This is a genomic window from Anabaena sp. 54, assembly GCF_017355725.1.
Lineage (GTDB): Bacteria > Cyanobacteriota > Cyanobacteriia > Cyanobacteriales > Nostocaceae > Dolichospermum > Dolichospermum heterosporum.
Map to the genome: position 1 here is coordinate 93,383 of NZ_JAAVWA010000017.1, position 17,905 is coordinate 111,287.

At 37.0% G+C, this 17,905-nt stretch carries 16 protein-coding genes and 1 pseudogene; 11 read left to right on the forward strand and 6 right to left on the reverse strand.

The features are described 5' to 3' along the window. Positions 1-13: 13 nt before the first annotated feature. On the reverse strand, positions 14-793 hold the full coding sequence (locus HEQ36_RS16150; RefSeq protein WP_168637148.1) for a DUF3226 domain-containing protein: 780 nt from the start codon (positions 791-793) through the stop codon (positions 14-16). After that, complete coding sequence (locus HEQ36_RS16155; protein ID WP_168637149.1) at positions 790-1,965, reverse strand: ATP/GTP-binding protein; 1,176 nt, start codon at positions 1,963-1,965, stop codon at positions 790-792. The genes HEQ36_RS16150 and HEQ36_RS16155 overlap by 4 nt, the downstream gene beginning before the upstream one ends. Positions 1,966-2,167: 202 nt before the next feature. Between HEQ36_RS16155 and crtD the strand changes: the two genes are divergently transcribed. The 3 genes from crtD to HEQ36_RS16170 all read left to right on the forward strand — a co-directional run bounded on the left by crtD (position 2,168) and on the right by HEQ36_RS16170 (position 7,287). After that, positions 2,168-3,682, forward strand: coding sequence for a C-3',4' desaturase CrtD (gene crtD / locus HEQ36_RS16160; protein ID WP_168637150.1), 1,515 nt, complete (start codon positions 2,168-2,170; stop codon positions 3,680-3,682). A 684-nt stretch (positions 3,683-4,366) separates the two neighbouring features. Then, entirely contained in the window at positions 4,367-6,556 is a 2,190-nt protein-coding gene (locus HEQ36_RS16165) for a transglycosylase SLT domain-containing protein (protein WP_168637151.1), read from the forward strand. Positions 6,557-6,690: 134 nt separating this feature from the next. Beyond that, entirely contained in the window at positions 6,691-7,287 is a 597-nt protein-coding gene (locus HEQ36_RS16170) for a Uma2 family endonuclease (RefSeq protein WP_027401978.1), read from the forward strand. 62 nt (positions 7,288-7,349) lie between these two features. Here HEQ36_RS16170 and HEQ36_RS16175 read toward each other — a convergent pair whose 3' ends face one another. From HEQ36_RS16175 to HEQ36_RS16190, 4 genes are all read right to left on the reverse strand, one after another. Beyond that, positions 7,350-8,123 (reverse strand): ion transporter, encoded by a 774-nt coding sequence (locus tag HEQ36_RS16175; protein WP_168466269.1) that lies wholly within the window; start codon positions 8,121-8,123, stop codon positions 7,350-7,352. A gap of 58 nt (positions 8,124-8,181) precedes the next feature. Further along, positions 8,182-8,676, reverse strand: a complete 495-nt coding sequence (locus tag HEQ36_RS16180) for a hypothetical protein (protein ID WP_053538358.1) — start codon at positions 8,674-8,676, stop codon at positions 8,182-8,184. Between the two features lie 405 nt (positions 8,677-9,081). Further along, positions 9,082-11,178 carry a pentapeptide repeat-containing protein gene (locus tag HEQ36_RS16185; protein WP_053538357.1) on the reverse strand — a complete coding sequence of 699 codons (2,097 nt, stop codon included), beginning with the start codon at positions 11,176-11,178 and terminating at the stop codon, positions 9,082-9,084. Between the two features lie 59 nt (positions 11,179-11,237). Continuing rightward, on the reverse strand, positions 11,238-11,570 hold the full coding sequence (locus HEQ36_RS16190) for a hypothetical protein (RefSeq protein ID WP_053538356.1): 333 nt from the start codon (positions 11,568-11,570) through the stop codon (positions 11,238-11,240). Positions 11,571-12,006: 436 nt separating this feature from the next. On the opposite strand from HEQ36_RS16190, the gene HEQ36_RS16195 reads away from it, so the two are divergent. The 8 genes and pseudogenes from HEQ36_RS16195 to HEQ36_RS16230 all read left to right on the forward strand — a co-directional run. Further along, a complete protein-coding gene (locus HEQ36_RS16195) occupies positions 12,007-12,903 on the forward strand; it encodes a glycosyltransferase family 2 protein (RefSeq protein WP_199924392.1) in 897 nt (298 codons plus the stop codon). Beyond that, the gene (locus HEQ36_RS16200) at positions 12,887-13,189 is read left to right on the forward strand and encodes a hypothetical protein (protein WP_168637152.1); all 303 of its coding nucleotides are present in this window, start codon (positions 12,887-12,889) and stop codon (positions 13,187-13,189) included. Before HEQ36_RS16195 ends, HEQ36_RS16200 begins: the two co-directional genes overlap by 17 nt. Before the next feature lie 4 nt (positions 13,190-13,193). Beyond that, on the forward strand, positions 13,194-13,436 hold the full coding sequence (locus HEQ36_RS16205) for a hypothetical protein (protein WP_168637153.1): 243 nt from the start codon (positions 13,194-13,196) through the stop codon (positions 13,434-13,436). Positions 13,437-14,383: 947 nt separating this feature from the next. Next, positions 14,384-14,833, forward strand: a complete 450-nt coding sequence (locus HEQ36_RS16210; protein WP_081424161.1) for a DUF29 domain-containing protein — start codon at positions 14,384-14,386, stop codon at positions 14,831-14,833. Positions 14,834-14,887: 54 nt separating this feature from the next. After that, a complete protein-coding gene (locus tag HEQ36_RS16215) occupies positions 14,888-15,751 on the forward strand; it encodes a bifunctional 2-polyprenyl-6-hydroxyphenol methylase/3-demethylubiquinol 3-O-methyltransferase UbiG (protein WP_081424349.1) in 864 nt (287 codons plus the stop codon). A 20-nt stretch (positions 15,752-15,771) separates the two neighbouring features. Beyond that, positions 15,772-16,704 (forward strand): DUF4351 domain-containing protein, encoded by a 933-nt coding sequence (locus HEQ36_RS16220; protein WP_290708059.1) that lies wholly within the window; start codon positions 15,772-15,774, stop codon positions 16,702-16,704. Between the two features lie 42 nt (positions 16,705-16,746). Continuing rightward, on the forward strand, positions 16,747-17,679 hold the full coding sequence (locus tag HEQ36_RS16225; protein WP_290708061.1) for a DUF4351 domain-containing protein: 933 nt from the start codon (positions 16,747-16,749) through the stop codon (positions 17,677-17,679). A 42-nt stretch (positions 17,680-17,721) separates the two neighbouring features. Further along, positions 17,722-17,905, forward strand: a pseudogene (locus tag HEQ36_RS16230) (flagellar assembly protein H); the annotation flags it as partial.

The following is a 17,905-nucleotide window of genomic DNA, read 5'->3' on the forward strand; positions in this document are numbered from 1 at the left end:
TTTAGGGTATTATTCAAGTTTCTAAATTCAACAAGTTCCTGAAAAACTTAGTTAAATTTTGAATTGCTGGAATTTGAGCTTCTGTTTCAGGACTAATCCAACTGTTATCACTAATACTTGTTTGATTAGTTTTACCTGGTTTTAGAACACTGACGACTGTAGCAATTATCGCCTTTTCTTGATCAAAAGGTTTCCATCTTAAAGGCTTTTTCTTCTTCTCTTCTTCAGAAAATTTATTTATATATTCTCTTGCTCTTTGCATATATTCAGGATAAACTAAATCTCCACAATCACAAATCAAAGTATCTAATACACCTTGTTGAGAATTATCTGGTAATATGTAAATTCCTAATCTTGGTAAACCTTCTATGACATTACCACTTTGATTAACTATAGTTGGAAAATTAGGGAAATATTCTTTAAAACCATGATGATATTTTTCTGCAACTTTGTTAGGTGTATCGTCATCAGCATCAGCTACAATTGCAAAAGCTAAAAAAGTAGAATAATCAATATCAGATAATTTATCATTCAAATTAGTAATTAAATTACTTCCTTCACCTGCATATAAAGCGATTGATAAAGTCTCTGTATACAAAATTGCAGGCATATCAAGTCTTACATATAACTTTCCCCCTTTAGGGTAATTAGGGATAAATTTCCGCCAAAAAGGATCTAGTTCTGATATCTTCCCATCAAATTTAGAGAAGCCTAATAATTTACACAAAATCTTAGAGATAAAAGCCTGATCATGATTCCCCTCAACACCAATTAAAACATATTGCCGACTCACCAACGCACCTCCTGACCTAATTCTTCTCTTAATCGTCTTAATCTATGTCCATCATGTCTAACTACTTTTGTTTTTCCTTCCTTTGGTTCTAAGCGATAAAGCACCAAATCTGAATCTGATTCAGTAACTTCTAATAAAGTATCAACAGCTTCAAGACTATGAGTAGTTGCAAATAGTTGAATATCCATTTCTGTACACCACTTAACTAACCATCGAAAAGAATTTTGTAAGGCTTCTGTATGAATTGTTGACTCTAATTCATCAATTAAAAGAATACCACCTTTGACGCTGGCAAGTTTAAGAGCTATATGTAATAAGCGACGAATACCATCACCAAAAGTGCTAACTGGTGCAAGTCCCAGTCTTTCATGTTGAATATATATATTAAATCGAGAACTTATAGATTCTGGAGATAACAAAATTTCTATGTCAGAAATATTTTTATCCATCTGTTGTAATAATTTCACCACATCGGCTTTAAAATTTTGAAATGTTGCTTCTGAAAGTAATCGAAATTGACTAACTTCTGAACGATGAGATGATGGTGTTACTACAGATGTCTTTAGACTTGGTTCTCTCTTTCCAGATAATCTATAAAAACGTTCATCCTCCCATAACAAAAAATCTGTAATCAAATCAGATGGTTCACCAAGTAAACTTAACTGATAACCATCATCTGGAAATACCCCTATTTTTAGCTTAATTCCTTTCCTAACTCTTGGTGTATCTTCATTTTCAATTTCCTGTTCATTATCATTTTCAATTTCTTCTTCGTTGCTAAGATTTCTGATATTGCTTTCCTCTGATAACCATATTTCCTCCTGTTCTTCATAGCTTGCTATTAACTTCTTTACAGAAAATAAACCGGTGCTAGAAATAAGAATAATAGGTTTATCGGGTTCTACAGTGGACGCAGAATTATGTGTAAATAACCACTTTATTGCATCCAGTGTCCGAGTACGATACACTCTCATATCCTGCTCTCGTTGATTTGCTGTACTCAGCCATACTTTAATATCTAATGGATGACAGTAGACAGATAATGCTTCTAGAACACTAGTTTTCCCTGAGTTGTTAAGACCAACAAGCAGGTTAATCCGTCTGAGATCCTTTAGTTCTAAATCTCGAAGTCCTCTAAATTGATGAATTGTGACGTTTTCTAAATTGCTCATAGACTTATTTTAGCTCAAGCTGTATACCATAGATTATTTTTCTGAAAGCTGTCAATACATAACATACCATATTGATAATGTAAATAGAGTCATCTACCATTTATTTTATCGTGAATAAATCTGATATATTAGATGTTAATAATGATGATTGTTTGATTAGATCATATCTCATTAATTCCTCTGAAATTGAAGTTAATCATCAATGTCAAATCTTACTGATCCAAAAAATCAATCCCGCGTTATCGTCATTGGTGCGGGTATAGGTGGACTTACAGCCGGAGCATTATTAGCACATAGAGGTTATAATGTCCTAATTCTTGACCAAGCAATTGTTCCTGGTGGTTGCGCTTCCACCTTCAAACGTCAAGGATTTACTTTTGATGTTGGTGCGACGCAAGTAGCGGGTTTAGAACCTGGGGGAATTCATCACCGCATTTTCTCAGAATTAAATATAGAATTACCCGCTGCGACACCTTGCGACCCAGCTTGTGCTGTATTTCTTCCGGGAGAATCTACACCCATTAATGTTTGGCGTGATTCTCAAAAATGGCAAGCAGAACGTCAAAAACAGTTTCCCGGAAGTGAACCTTTTTGGCAATTATTAACCACTTTATTTAATGCTAGTTGGGAATTTCAAGGACGTGATCCGGTTTTACCACCCCGGAATTTATGGGACTTAGGACAATTAATTAAAGCTGTCCGTCCGAGGACATTTATTACTGCACCTTTTACTTTATTCACTGTGGGGGATGCTTTACGATTATGTGGGTTAGGAAATGACCAAAGACTGCGGACATTTTTAGATTTACAACTGAAATTATATTCTCAAGTTAGTGCGGAAGAAACGGCTTTACTTTATGCAGCTACAGCTTTGAGTGTATCCCAATTACCCCAAGGGTTATTTCATCTGCAAGGGAGTATGCAAGTTTTGAGCGATCGCTTGGTAGAATCTTTAGAACGAGATGGTGGTAAGTTATTAATGCGCCACACCGTTGAAAAAATCCAAGTTGCCCATAACCAAGCCAACGCCGTCATCATTAAAAATCAGAAAACCGGGGAAACTTGGACAGAATCAGCAGATCATATAGTTGCTAACGTCACCGTTCAAAACTTGGTTCAATTATTAGGAGAAGATGCCCCTTCTGGATATAAACAAAGGGTTGAAAAACTCCCACCAGCTTCCGGTGCTTATGTGATTTATTTGGGTGTAGATAAAAGTGCAATTCCTCCTAATTGTCCACCGCATTTACAATTTTTATATGATGTAAATAAACCTATTGGAGAAAATAATTCCCTATTTGTATCTGTGAGTCATGAAGGAGATGGTCGCGCACCATTAGGAAAAGCCACAATTATCGCTTCTTCCTTTGTTGATTTTATCCCCTGGTGGGAAACTCAAAATTATGAAGAGTTAAAACAAAAATTTACTCAAGATGCGATATCCAAACTTTCTGAATATTTCTATTTGAAACCAGAAACTATTATTCATGTAGAAGCTGCCACACCTCGTACCTTCGCTCATTATACAGGTAGAGAATCAGGTATTGTTGGTGGTATTGGTCAAAGAATTCCCACCTTTGGACCCTTTGGTTTTGCTAATCGAACACCTATTCGTAATTTGTGGTTGGTTGGTGATTCTACTCATCCTGGAGAAGGGACTGCGGGCGTTAGTTATTCAGCTTTAACGGTAGTTAGGCAAATTCAAAGTCAAAATTAGCAATACAATTGAGGGCGGGGCATTGGTGTCAACTTAGCCCTGTTTTGTCACTCTCGGAAAACAATAATCGAATCCATCTTTTGTAACTCTTATTTCATCAAGGTTTGGCGGTTTTTTATGTATCAAAAAATAAAATTGTTGCATAAAACGTCAAAACCAAAGCCCCGTAAACCTTTCAGGTATTGTATTTTCCAAATCTGACAGAACAGGGCTAAAGTAAGTAGTGAGACAGAATTAATTACACAATGTCATTGCGTAAGCATTGCGTGGCGTTAGCCATATGGAACGAAGTGAAATCAAGCAATCGCCAGGGTTGTGATTGCTTCCCTTCGCTCGCAATGACTGTAAATATTTTTGTCCAATTACTTAAACTGGGGATTTTTAGTCATCTTCAGATGACTTTTGCTATGAGACTGGGAATATGGCTAACGCCACGCTACGCTATCATTCCCAGGTGGGCTATGGGTTTTACGTTAAGTTGACACCAATGAGGGCGGGATCTCTTCGCCCCTACAATCTGTCACCACAAAATTAAAGAGAGATTACATTTGTATAAACTGGCGGAAAGTCTGGCATCATAGGCGTAAAACTTGGTGAGGGGTGTTACCCTAATGATAAAGTTGCCAAAATATTCATCTAATCGTCAACTTTCTCCGTGAGACGCTAGGCAAACAGCGAGTATCAATGTTGAAAAAACTACAGAAAACACAAATTTATCTACTTGCTGGTGCTGGACTATGTGCCTTTTTAGCCGGGGCAATGGTATCAGCCCCCCAAGCCAGCAAAACCGTCAGTCAATGGTTGAACTTGGGTCAGAGTAAGCCGGAAAAACTATCTGAGGCTGCAAAAGTTAAGTCAGTTGTCTTTTCGCTATTGTCTCAATCTGTACCAGAAAGATTAACAAAACTCACGGAAATTGCTGAAAAAGGCAGTTCCCCAGATCGGGAACGCGCCCGTTATCTACTCTCTTGTGATTATGTAGAAACTTCCCAAGGCAAAAAAGCCCTGAGTCTATTGACAGGACTGGAAAAAGATTATCCTGTATTAGCACCTTATATTTTACTTAAACAAGCCCAGGCTCATGATATTTTAGGTGCAGATAAGCAAGCTTCCGATTTGCGCCGCAAGGTGGTAAAAGAATATGGCAAAGAAGCAGCCGTAGTCAAGGCTATATATGCGATCGCCCAACCAAAATTATCAGATCAAGCGATCGCTCAATTTCCCTCCCATCCCCTCACCTGGGAAATTATCCGCAAACGGTTAAACGATAATCCAAATCAACCCAAATTACAATTAATCTTGGCTCAATACGCCGCAGACGAGCCGGGGATTGTGGGCGTATTAGATCAATTGGTAAAACAGCCACAACTCAAACCCACAGATTGGGAACTCATCGGTTCAGTCTACTGGGATAACAATGAGTTTACCAAAGCTAAAAATGCTTACATTCAAGCCCCAAAAACAGCCATTAGCCTCTATCGTATCGCCAGAGGATTACAATTAAATAAAGAGCAAGATCAAGCCATTGTAGTTTATAAACAACTATTACAAAAATTTCCCACCGCCAAAGAAACAGCAACCGCCCTATCAAGATTAGCCGATATTGCTAAAGGTAAAGATGCCATTATCTATCTTGACCAAATAATTAGTAATTTTCCCGATCAAGCACCTCCAGCATTAGTTAAAAAAGCCAAACTTTTAGAATCTCTCAAAGATAATAAATCAGCTAATACGACAGAGAAATTATTGCTAGGAAAATATAGCAGCACCGATGAAGCCGCAGAATTTCGCTGGAAAATCGCCCAAAATAAAGCCAAAAACAATGATTATTTAGGAGCATGGCAATGGGCGCAACCAATTACTATTAATAACAAAACTAGCATTTTAGCTCCTAGAGCCGGATTTTGGGTGGGCAAATGGGCAACAATACTAGGCAAACAACAGGAAGCTATTACTGCTTATAAATCTGTAATTAGTGAATTTCCTCAATCTTATTATGCCTGGCGTTCTGCCAGTATTTTGGGTTTAAATGTGGGGAATTTTAATACTTTGCGCGTGATGAATCCGGCAATTATTCCCCCCCAACGTCCTGTTCCTCCCGCCGGTTCTCAGACTTTCCATGAATTGTATTTACTAGGACAAGATCGTGATGCTTGGTGGCAATGGGAAACAGAATTTAAAAATAAAAAACAGCCTAGTGTTGCTGAACAGTTTACCGAAGGGTTGATGAGATTAACTAAGGGTGAATATCTCATTGGTATTGACAAAATCGCTAAATTGGAAGACCGAGAAACCCCCACTGAAAAAGCCGAATATGCAGCTTTAAGTCAACAACCCATCTACTGGCAAGCCCGTTATCCTTTTCCTTATTTTCAAGAAATTGAAAAATGGTCTACTTCCCGTCAACTTAATCCTCTCTTAGTTACAGCTTTAATGCGGCAAGAATCCCGCTTTCAATCCAAAATTAAATCCCCCGTCGGTGCAACAGGTTTAATGCAAGTTATGCCCAGTACAGGGGCATGGATAGCCCCACAAATCGGGTTAGATTTCAAAAAACTCAACCTAGAAAATCCTAACGATAATATTATGTTGGGGACTTGGTATTTAGATCATACTCATCAACAGTATGGCAATAATTCCATGTTAGCGATCGCTAGTTATAATGCCGGACCCGGCAACGTCGCCAAATGGCTACAAACCATACCCAAACAAGATCCCGATGAATTTGTCGAAGAAATTCCTTTTGACGAAACAAGAAATTACGTCCGCCAAGTTTTTGGCAACTACTGGAATTATCTCAGACTTTATAACCCAGAAGTGTCTGCCATAGTCAGCAAATATTCAGCAACACACCCACAATTACCAGCAAATTAATGAACCCGTAGGGGCGCAGGGCCTGCGCCCTTAATCAATTTAATAATATTCAATCCGATGTCAAATTCATTTTTTAGCCTAAACTAGATAAGGAGGAACTTAGATAAAACACAAATCAGATTAGGTCATCTTCTATGATTGCAACTCCCAGCTATAACTATCTTTCCCCCACAGAATATCTCCAAGGGGAAGAAACCAGCCCTATCAAGCATGAATACAGAGACGGAGACGTTTACGCAATGGCAGGGGCTAGTAATACTCATGTAGTTATTACGCTCAATATTGCTTCAATGCTGAGAAATCATCTACGTGGTAGTGGATGTCAAGCCTACATTGCCGATACTAAAGCACACATTGAATCAATTAATACTTATTACTATCCCGATGTCATAGTCAGTTGTGACCAAAAAGATAAAGCCTTTCATAACTTTTTGCGTTATCCCTGTTTAATTATCGAAGTCCTATCTCCCACCACAGAAGCATTTGACAGAGGTGATAAATTTGCTGATTATCGCCACTTAGAATCACTTCAAGAATATGTATTAGTAAGTCAAACGCGAAGAAATGTAGAAATTTTCCGTCGTAATTCCGAGGGACAATGGGTATTTTATAGTTATGGACAGGGAGAAAATGTGCATTTAGCCAGTGTAGATTTTCACTGTCCTATAGAAGATGTCTATGAAGACGTGAATTTTGAATCCCCTGCTGTAGAAAATTCGCCCAAACCCTGACTGGGCGCAGACCCTGCGCCCCTACTGACTGTGATTTTACCCCCATGTAGTTCTAATAGCTACTACAATTGTTTACCGCACCTTTTACAAAATTCGGCATCTGCATCATGAAAAGCTAAACCGCACCCTTGACAAACAGTTTCCACTTGATTTGCCGTTTTTACCAATCGTCTAATTAAGTCACCAATCTGCCAAGGAATCAGAGCCACGCCTGTTAAAATCATCAATACCGTTAGTAAGCGCCCTAACTCAGAAATTGGTATCACATCACCAAATCCCACGGTTGTCATTGTCACAACTGAGAAATAAAAAGCATCTAAAAAAGTATCAAAATTCTGGGGATTAACTGGATGTTCAACTTGATAAATTAACCCGGAAAAAACAAAAACTATCGCAAATAAAGTAAATAATATTCTCGCAAAAATTACACTATCTTGATTACTGATACTACCAATTAGAAACTTTTTATCAATAAATCTCAGCAAACGCAATATTCTAAACCAACGTAATAGCCGGATAAAACTAGTATTTACTAATCCTATACAAGATGGCAAAATTGAGATTAAATCAATAATTGCATAAAAACTCAGAATATATTTAATTCTATCTTTTGTACTCCATAAGCGCAGTAAATATTCTCCAGCAAAAATTATTAATACACAATTATCTAATACTCTTAACTCCCAGCGAGCCTCTTGAGAAAGATCATAAGTTTCCGCCACGAAAATTCCTGATGATACTAAAACCAACAGAGAAATAGCTACACTAATTACCTTACCTATAGGAGTTTCTATGTCTGTTAAGTAAAAATCTATTTTCTCTCGGTTTAGCACCATCTTTTCCAAAATTCAACATTAAAAATCAAAAGGTTACAAAATTTTTACCAATTAAGAATTAAAATTTTAACCCAACTCCACCTTGTAAAGATAAAGCTGTACCACCAGTATTTCGGTAGGCATCAAAGGCAATAATAGCATTACCAAAAATCACAGTATTACTATTAGGAATAACATAGTCAATTCCCGGTTGCAGAGCAAAGCTAATTTTATTACCAACAGGGGAAGGCGTATCACCACTAGTTAAGACTAAACCAGCACCTAAATAAGCATCAGTTTGCCAGTTGAGGGGGATGTCATAGGAAACAGTCGGAACTACTGCTGTTCCCCTACCAATTAAAGCTTGAGTGCGGAAAGAAATGGGTGTTTCTAGTAATTTGTAACGAAAAGCCAGGACTCCGCCCAATTGAGTACCATCTGTCAACCCCACAGTCGGACCAATACCAACATAACTGCCATAAGCTACTTGTGCCTGTGCTGGTTGAGAGTTTACCACTAAACTCACAACTGTTCCGATTCCGATTATCCCAAGCCAATATTGAAAACGTTTCATTAGCCTACTCCTGACACACTCTGAATTTAATATAACTTAGGTAAGAGGTTTACTGACAGAGGGTGTTTTAAAAGTCCCTGATGATGTACCAAATATTTATTACCCCCCTTAATCCCCCCTTATCAAGCTACGGTGTACACACAAGTTATCGAATCACCATTATTCCTCAAATTACCCCACCCTAACCCTCCCCGATGCTTTGGGGAGGGAACTAATTTTTCCGGTTTCCCCCCAAAGTATCGCGGGGATTAAGGGGGGTAATTTAACTTGTGTGTACACGATAGCCTTATCAAGGGGGGAAACAAGAAAGTCTACTTCCCTCCCCTTCATAAGGGGAGGGTTAGGGTGGGGTATAACTGTGCTAAAAATCACAGAATAATACTTTTCAAACATCCTTTCGTGTGATTATGGACAACGGGAATTTAGTCCACCTTGAGTACAAATAAATGCCAATTGTTGCGGATCTAAATTTTTAGCTTGACTGAAATCTACTCCTTTAATTGAGGCACTTTGAGAACCAATATCAGGTGTTTCCACAAACTGATCTGCTAGATTTTGTTTACCAACAAAGAGAATTGTGCCTTGAAAATCTGCTCCAGCGACATTTGCTCCTCGTAAGTCAGCACGACTTAAATCAGCACTTCGCAAATTAGCGTTTTCTAAGTTAGTCGAGCGTAAACTAGCGCCAGTGAGTCGAGTAGCACTTAAGTTAGCATGACTGAGATTAGCATAATCTAAATAGCTTTCCGATAAATCTGCACCTTGCCAGTCCGTTTTAGTTAAATTCGCGTAGGCTAATTGTGTACCAATGGCAGAAACCCGGACTAAATTGGCGGCATATAAATTTGCTTCTGTTAAGTTAGCGTTGCTTAAATCTGCATTTGTAAGGCTGGCATTTTCTAAAATTGCATTTCGTAAATCTGTACCTACTAACTGGGTACTACTGAGATTAGTCCCAAATAAACGGGTGTATGATAAGTTGGCTTTGTTAAGATTAGCCCTACTTAAATCACTACGACTCATGGAAACCCGACTCAAGTTGGTATTACTTAAGTTAGCTCGCTTTAGTTGAGTGTTATTTAAATCAGCGATCGCATCATCATAAGTATCCCAACGTCCATCTTCACCAACGCTGCGAAAACGGCTACCTTGGAAGTTAGCTTGGTTAAGGTTTGCTGATTTCAAGACGACTCCTGATAAATCAACGTTATTTAATACCAAGTTAAATAAGGGCTTTTCCCCAGATGCTTGAGAACCTAATTGAGCATTGCTCAAGTCAATGTTGTTAATTTTGCCACTGTAGATAGCCAGAATTTTATTAATTACCTGCTGGGTGAGAATTAACTGATTTTGTCTAATTTCCCCATTGGGACTTTTACCCACAGATGCTAGTTCTCCAGCGAGAAACTGATTCATCCGATTTAATTCGGGGATGGCTTTAAAACCAGCATTAGTTAAGGCTTGTTGAATGGTATCCAGGGTTTTGGGGTCTGTTTCTTTAACTAATAAGTCAATTAATAATTTGATGGCTTGTTTATCATCAACACTACCCAAGGCTAAAATAACTCTTTGGCGGTCTTCGTTGGTAACACCGTTGTTGGGATTGAGTGCTTTGATGAGTTCAAGGAACTTTTGACTATTAGTTTGTTCGCTTCTCCGTTGGCTTTCTTGGGTTTGGATGTAGATTTGTGTACCTATTAAGGTTGATAACACAGCAATCATGCTAGTTAACCCTACTAAAAACAGGCTGATACTAGGATTATTTCTGGGGGAAGCAGGGGAAGGAGATTGTGAACTATCTACATTATTTTCGGTTATTGTTGAATGCTCCCCAGGAGGAATAACAGTGCTGGTTGCATCTATTGTATATGTCCCTGCAAGTTGATCATGGAAAGAGCGGGGACGCTTTTGGTTAGGACAGCCTTTTGATTCTGCTAAGATCATTAACATTGTTAAAGATGTAAACAGAGCCAAGTTGGGGAAAACAAAGCTGTAACGCCAAAGTAGATATGCGACGGAAACTGGGATTGTCCAACGTCCTAATCCTTCTCTAACTATGACTGCGCCTAAACCTGGGGCTGTTCCAGCTTCGTTTACGACTCGCACACCAAACCACCGTTTGGGAATGGTGCTGCCTGTTTTAGCCAGTAAATACAATTGCCACCCACAGAGGCTTGTGGGCAATAATAGGGCTAATGTCCACAGGATATTGGTCGGCCAGGCGACGTTGCGAATACCATAACTGATGGGTAATGCTAGTGGTCTAGCGATCGCTTTTTCTGTGACTACCAAGACAGGATTCAGCGGCACTCGCCGAATCTCACTACGAGAATTTACATATACGCCTAAACTATAAGGAACTAACCCACTGGCAATAAAGAGTGTTATTTCCACCGTCCAAGCTACAAAGCGCCTCGTTGCTAATGGTGTAATCTTAGATTTTTTCGGTTCTTTGGGGCGGCTAGACTGACTACTACTTTTGCCGATCATTGGATTCGCCATTGCATAATTACCTGTGATTTTTTTACGCCACCATTGGCATGACTCAAATAGGCTATTGCTTATTTTCCTTGTCCATTAGCAATAAAAAATTTGTATCCAAGATACACTAACACTGCCAAAACCGCCAGACTAATTACAGAAGCAACTAGAGCAAATACTGTTTGCAACATCCAAATGGTTATCAACATGACTATACCTGTCACTACCAGCTTTTTAATTGTTGATAAGCCATTAAACCAATTTCTGGACTTTTCTAAATATAACTTCCATTGAGTAACGCTAGTTACAGGTGTCTCTGTTTCTGATTGACGAGCATTTACACCGGCAGATTTGATTTCTGCTGCTAGGTTTTGGAGACGACGTTGTAAATCTTCTTCTGGTTGAGAGTTCATAAATTATAATGTCTAATTTTGGATGAGAATAATATGACCATAGATAATAATACTTTGGATTTAGTGGCTGGAGGATTAGCGATCGCTATTTTGATAGGGGGAATGTTGATGATGTTCACCACCATCTTCAGCACCAAAAAATAATTTTCTCCCAGGTAAATGAGGTATAAAACTAATGCTGGAACTCTGATTCCCACATTATCCCCCTTAATCCCCCTTACCAAAAGGGGAAACCGGAAAATTCTCTTCCTTACCAAGAGGAGGTTTAGCTATACCCTTAATAAAAATGTTACAATATGTTAAGAATTATATTAGCACAATGTGGCAGTATAGTATTGTATTGCTTATTGACTTTCCAGTAAATCTACTAGCTTAGATTATGCCTCACATTTCGGTGGTGATCCCAGTCTATAAAGCAGAAGACTGTTTGTAAGTTTTGTATAAGCGTTTTGCGGATTCATTAGAGACGATTACACAAGACTTTGAATTAATCTTAGTTGAGGATTGTGGGGGCGATCGCTCTTGGGATATAATTACTGAATTAGCTAACAGTGACTCACAGGTAAAAGGAATTCAATTTAGTCGGAATTTCGGTCAACATTATGGTATAACCGCAGGCTTAGACCATTGTGATGGTGACTGGGTTGTAGTTATGGATTGTGACTTGCAAGACAGGCCAGAAGAAATTCCCAGACTTTATGCCAAGGCTCAAGAAGGTTATGATGTTGTCTTAGCTAGGAGGGGAAAACGAAAAGATTCTCCCTTAAAACGAGTGACATCATGGCTATTTTACCAGATTTTCAATTATTTTACTGAACTGCAATATGATGGTGAAGTTGGCAATTTTCGGATAATATCTCGACAAGTTGCCCAGAGTTTTTGTCTAATGCGTGAACGACTGAGATTTTTTGGAGGTTTAGTAGATTGGATGGGATTTCCTACTGCTAGTATTGATGTTTTCCATGAAGAACGCTTTGCTGGGAAAAGTACCTATACCTTTGCTAAATTATGGAAATTAGCTAGTGAAACAATTATAGCTTATTCTGATAAACCCTTGAGATTAGCCATTAAACTAGGTTTTATCATTTCTAGTTTTGCTTTTATTTATGGACTTTATATACTTATTGAAGTTTTGGTTTATGGTGCAACTGTAACAGGTTGGAGTAGTATTATTGTTTCCCTATATTTTTTGGGAGGAATTATTATTTCTATTTTAGGAATTTTAGGCGTTTATTTGGGGAAAACTTTTGATGAAATCAAGAAAAGACCTTTATATTTAGTCAGAAATAAAACTAAAAATTTAGATTTTGATGAAAATGAAAACCGAAAATAAAATAACAATTTTTGCAATGACAGAAAAAGGTTATAGAGTTTTACAGAAACTATTAACCAAATTTAAACATAATATTGAAATAGTCATTGGTTCTCGTGACTCACAACTGCAAAAAGATTTCTACTCAGAAATAAAGTGTTTATGTGAAGATAATTATATTCATTTTGTCGACAGAAAAGACTTTGGAGAAATAACAACTCAATACGCAATAGCTGTATCTTGGCGATGGATTATTAATACGGATAATAGCAATTTGATTGTTTTTCAAATTAAAAAGATTTATTGATGCTGTGGGTTATCCATATAAGGGCGCTGCTACAACACTAAATGGTGATTTAGTTAGAATTTTAGAAGCTGAAATAGTAAAAGATGTTGTAATTGAAAATCGTACACCCGGGAAAGTTATCTTCATAGAAAACTCACAGCCTATAGTTGTTTGTGGACAAGGATTGTTGAAAATACAAAAACTGATGGATGATAAAGAAAATAAATCTTTAATTCCTTTATCTAAGTTTAGATCAAGGTTTGGATAAATTAATTTATAAATCAATACCTTGTCCAAATTAGAAAAAGCCTTGATTTGTAGGTTGGGTTGAAGCATGAAACCCAACAAATGCGTTGGGTTGCGCTGTCGCTTAACCTAACAAACCAGGAAATGGACAAGGTATTGATAAATAGAAACACTTTTACCTATTCTTTCAATGAAAACTGACAAATTATTTTACGGAGATTCTCTAGAACAAAACGAGGCTGCTGACTGCTTAGAAAAATCGGCGTTGCTGAATCGAGGTATGAAATTCCCAAATTGAATCTTTAAAACTCAAACCTCAGTGCGTCTTTGCGCCTTTGCGTGAGACTAAAATTCATACCCTTAATCAGCAACGTCGAAAAATCCATCGCTCTTCCCTTTGATGATTAGTACCAGCGCAGGGGAAACGCATCTTATCAATAAGGACTATTTAATCTCAATAATGACTCAAACATTTGCATTAACGTCTACTTATTGACAATAATTTAAACCATCACGATGACTCTGAAAAAATCAATCAAACGATAAATACCGATTCTTTCGTTTATACACAAAAATGGTGTTCTGTCAATAAAATTTAGATGCGTTTCCCCTGAGTACCAGCGCGGACAGCACTAAAATCTACGCTATATCTAGCAATGCGTAAAGTTGAACTTGTATCTACTCTCAATATTCATGAAAAGGAAGTAAAACAGATTCTAAATCCCCACCAGTCCACAAAATTATCTACAATGGAATCAACTCTAGCGGTACTTGGACAACGAGTTGAATGACAAATTAGTGCAAAGTAGAATCTGATACAAGCAAAACGAACATAATATTTTTTCCACTGTAAAAGTTTAAATCTCACCCGTGTTTAGTATACATCAATCATGACTTTTTAAACGCCCTCTTAGTTAAAAAATCAATAAGCATTAGCTTTACTCAACTATCTGTACATTCTGAAAAATGATGAAACTCACAAAACCTCTCTATGAATCTGATTTCAATTTGTGGATAGAACAAACCGTAAACCTGCTAGAAAAAGGAGAGTTTGCTCAGTTGGATATTCAGAATCTTATCGAAGAAATTGAGGACATGGGCAATAATCGTAAAGATGCTTTAGAGAGTAATCTGATCAGAGTTTTTCAACATTTACTCAAGTGGAAATATCAACCACAAAAACGCTCTAATAGTTGGAAAGCGTCAATTACTGAACATTCTTTGCGTTTAAACAAGTCATTAAAAAAAAGTCCTAGCTTAAAGAGATACTTGGAAGAGGTATTTGATGAATGTTATCATGATGCCAGATTAATTGCTTCTCAAGAAACAGGAATAGATATTCATGTTTTCCCGGAAATTTGCCCTTTTAATAGTGCTAATGTTTTAAATCCCCAGTATTTACCAGAGGAGGATATTTAGTAAGCTGCGGTGTCTGCAAAAGTTGAATTACCACGCTTTTTCAATAAAAATACCATGAAAATCTGCCCTCAATGTCACCACCATTTTAACCAAGAAAATTGGCATTGTCCAGCTTGTGGATATACCCCCCCATCCTTAAATGGACACTTGACCTTTGCACCAGAACTGGCTGCGGAAAGTGCTGGATTTGAAGCTGAATTTTTTCCTAAATTAGCACAATTAGAAGCCAAAAACTTCTGGTTTCGTTCCCGAAATCGGCTGATAATTTACGCCATAAAACATTATTTTCCCCAAGCCAAAAACTTCCTAGAAATTGGTTGCGGAACTGGTTTTGTCCTGCAAGGAATTGAAAAAAATCTCTCTCATCTTACCTGTTCAGGTAGTGAAATATTTACCGCAGGGTTAGAATTTGCTAGAGAACGTCTATGTAAAACAACTCTATTTCAAATGGATGCTCGGAATATCCCCTTTGCTGAGGAATTTGATATTATTGGAGCTTTTGACGTTCTTGAACACATAGAACAAGATACAGACGTTCTAGCAAAAATGTATCAAGCTGCACAACAGCTTATCATACTGACCGTTCCTCAACATCCTTGGCTATGGAGTCAAGCTGATACTCATGCTCATCATGTCCGTCGCTACGTTAAAAAAGATTTAATCATTAAATTAAAACAAGCAGGATTTAAAGTAGTTAGAGTCACATCCTTTGTTTCTTTCTTATTACCATTAATGCTAATTTATCGCATCAACAATCGCTCCAACTCCAAAGATTATGACCCCACCAGCGAACTGAAAATTAGCGGATTTTTAAATTACCTCTTAGAGAAAATCCTTGATATGGAACGCTGGTTTTTGACATTAGGTTTTTCCTTTCCTTGGGGTGGTTCTTTATTAGTAATTGCTTACAAAAAATAACCGGAGAATTTGACAAAAACATGAGTGAAAGAATAGACCATGACCGTTTATTTAAAGAATTGATATCCACATTTTTCATAGAATTTATAGAACTATTCTTTCCCGAAGTTCTTAAATATATAGATATCAACTCAGTCTCATTATTAGACAAAGAAATATTTACAGATGTTACCGCAGGAGACAAATATGAAACCGACTTAATAGCCAAAGTCAAATTTCTCGGTGAACCTTCTTACTTTCTCGTTCACATTGAAGCCGAATCAGGAGCAAAATCGAAATTTAATCAAAGAATGTTCCGTTATTTTTCCAGATTACACGAAAAATTTGACTTACCAATTTATCCCATAGTCATTTTTTCATATTCTTCTCCCAAAACCTTAGCCACAAATAACTATCAAATCAACTTTCCTGATTTGGAAGTGCTAAAATTTAATTATCAAGTCATCCAACTAAATCAGCTAAATTGGAGAGACTTTTTAAATAGTCAAAATCCAGTTGCATCTGCTTTAATGTCGAAAATGAATATAGCACCAGCGGATAGACCAAAGGTGAAAGCAGAGTGTTTAAGGTTGTTAGTAACTTTAAAATTAAATCCGGCAAAAATGCAATTGATATCAGGATTTATTGATACATATTTGCGACTGAATAAAATAGAAGAAGAGAAATTTACAGCAGAAATAGGTTCATTAATACCAGCGGAAAAGGAGGAAGTTATGCAGATAGTTACTAGTTGGATGGAACAAGGGATTGAACAAGGTCGTCAAGAAGCAATTACCAAGGAAAAAGATTTAATTGTCCGTCAAATCAAGAGGAAAGTAGGAAATATTGACATAGAATTAGAAACCCGGATTAAAAGTTTAAATCTAGAGGTAATTGAAGTACTAGCAGAAGCAATATTTGATTTCGCTACTGTGGAAGATCTACGAAATTGGTTAGACAATTTACATGATTAAGTTAAAATATACCAATAATTAAAGAATCTATGTGACAAAAACATGAGTGAAAAAATAGACCATGACCGCTTATTTAAAGAACTGATATCCACATTTTTCATAGAATTTATAGAACTGTTCTTTCCCGAAGTTCTTAAATACATAGATACCAACTCAGTCTCATTATTAGACAAAGAAATATTTACAGATGTTACCGCAGGAGACAAATATGAAACCGACTTAATAGCCAAAGTCAAATTTCTCGGTGAACCTTCTTACTTTCTCGTTCACATTGAAGCCGAATCAGGAGCAAAATCGAAATTTAATCAAAGAATGTTCCGTTATTTTTCCAGATTACACGAAAAATTTGACTTACCAATTTATCCCATAGTCATTTTTTCATATTCTTCTCCCAAAACCTTAGCCACAAATAACTATCAAATCAACTTTCCTGATTTGGAAGTGCTAAAATTTAATTATCAAGTCATCCAACTAAATCAGCTAAATTGGAGAGACTTTTTAAATAGTCAAAATCCAGTTGCATCTGCTTTAATGTCGAAAATGAATATAGCACCAGCGGATAGACCAAAGGTGAAAGCAGAGTGTTTAAGGTTGTTAGTAACTTTAAAATTAAATCCGGCAAAAATGCAATTGATATCAGGATTTATTGATACATATTTGCGACTGAATAAAATAGAAGAAGAGAAATTTACAGCAGAAATAGGTTCATTAATACCAGCGGAAAAGGAGGAAGTTATGCAGATAGTTACTAGTTGGATGGAACAAGGGATTGAACAAGGTCGTCAAGAAGCAATTACCAAGGAAAAAGATTTAATTGTCCGTCAAATCAAGAGGAAAGTAGGAAATATTGACATAGAATTAGAAACCCGGATTAAAAGTTTAAATCTAGAGGTAATTGAAGTGTTAGCAGAAGCAATATTTGATTTCGCTACTGTGGAAGATCTACGAAATTGGTTAGACAATTTGCATGATTAAGTTAAAATATACCAATAATTAAAGAATTTATGTGACAAAAATATGAGTGAAAGAATAGACCATGACCGCTTATTTAAAGAATTGATATCCACATTTTTCATAGAATTTATAGAACTGTTCTTTCCCGAAGTTCTTAAATACATAGATATCAACTCAGTCTCATTATTAGACAAAGAAATATTTACAGATGTTACCGCAGGAGACAAATATGAAACCGACTTAATAG

Bases quoted from the DNA above. Each gene is read 5' to 3' on its own strand.
- HEQ36_RS16155 (WP_168637149.1), bottom strand. From the start codon at position 1,965: ATGAGCAATTTAGAAAACGTCACAATTCATCAATTTAGAGGACTTCGA.
- crtD (WP_168637150.1), top strand. From the start codon at position 2,168: ATGTCAAATCTTACTGATCCAAAAAATCAATCCCGCGTTATCGTCATT.
- HEQ36_RS16165 (WP_168637151.1), top strand. From the start codon at position 4,367: ATGTTGAAAAAACTACAGAAAACACAAATTTATCTACTTGCTGGTGCT.
- HEQ36_RS16170 (WP_027401978.1), top strand. From the start codon at position 6,691: ATGATTGCAACTCCCAGCTATAACTATCTTTCCCCCACAGAATATCTC.
- HEQ36_RS16175 (WP_168466269.1), bottom strand. From the start codon at position 8,123: ATGGTGCTAAACCGAGAGAAAATAGATTTTTACTTAACAGACATAGAA.
- HEQ36_RS16180 (WP_053538358.1), bottom strand. From the start codon at position 8,676: ATGAAACGTTTTCAATATTGGCTTGGGATAATCGGAATCGGAACAGTT.
- HEQ36_RS16185 (WP_053538357.1), bottom strand. From the start codon at position 11,178: ATGGCGAATCCAATGATCGGCAAAAGTAGTAGTCAGTCTAGCCGCCCC.
- HEQ36_RS16190 (WP_053538356.1), bottom strand. From the start codon at position 11,570: ATGAACTCTCAACCAGAAGAAGATTTACAACGTCGTCTCCAAAACCTA.
- HEQ36_RS16200 (WP_168637152.1), top strand. From the start codon at position 12,887: ATGAAAACCGAAAATAAAATAACAATTTTTGCAATGACAGAAAAAGGT.
- HEQ36_RS16210 (WP_081424161.1), top strand. From the start codon at position 14,384: ATGAAACTCACAAAACCTCTCTATGAATCTGATTTCAATTTGTGGATA.
- HEQ36_RS16215 (WP_081424349.1), top strand. From the start codon at position 14,888: ATGAAAATCTGCCCTCAATGTCACCACCATTTTAACCAAGAAAATTGG.
- HEQ36_RS16220 (WP_290708059.1), top strand. From the start codon at position 15,772: ATGAGTGAAAGAATAGACCATGACCGTTTATTTAAAGAATTGATATCC.
- HEQ36_RS16225 (WP_290708061.1), top strand. From the start codon at position 16,747: ATGAGTGAAAAAATAGACCATGACCGCTTATTTAAAGAACTGATATCC.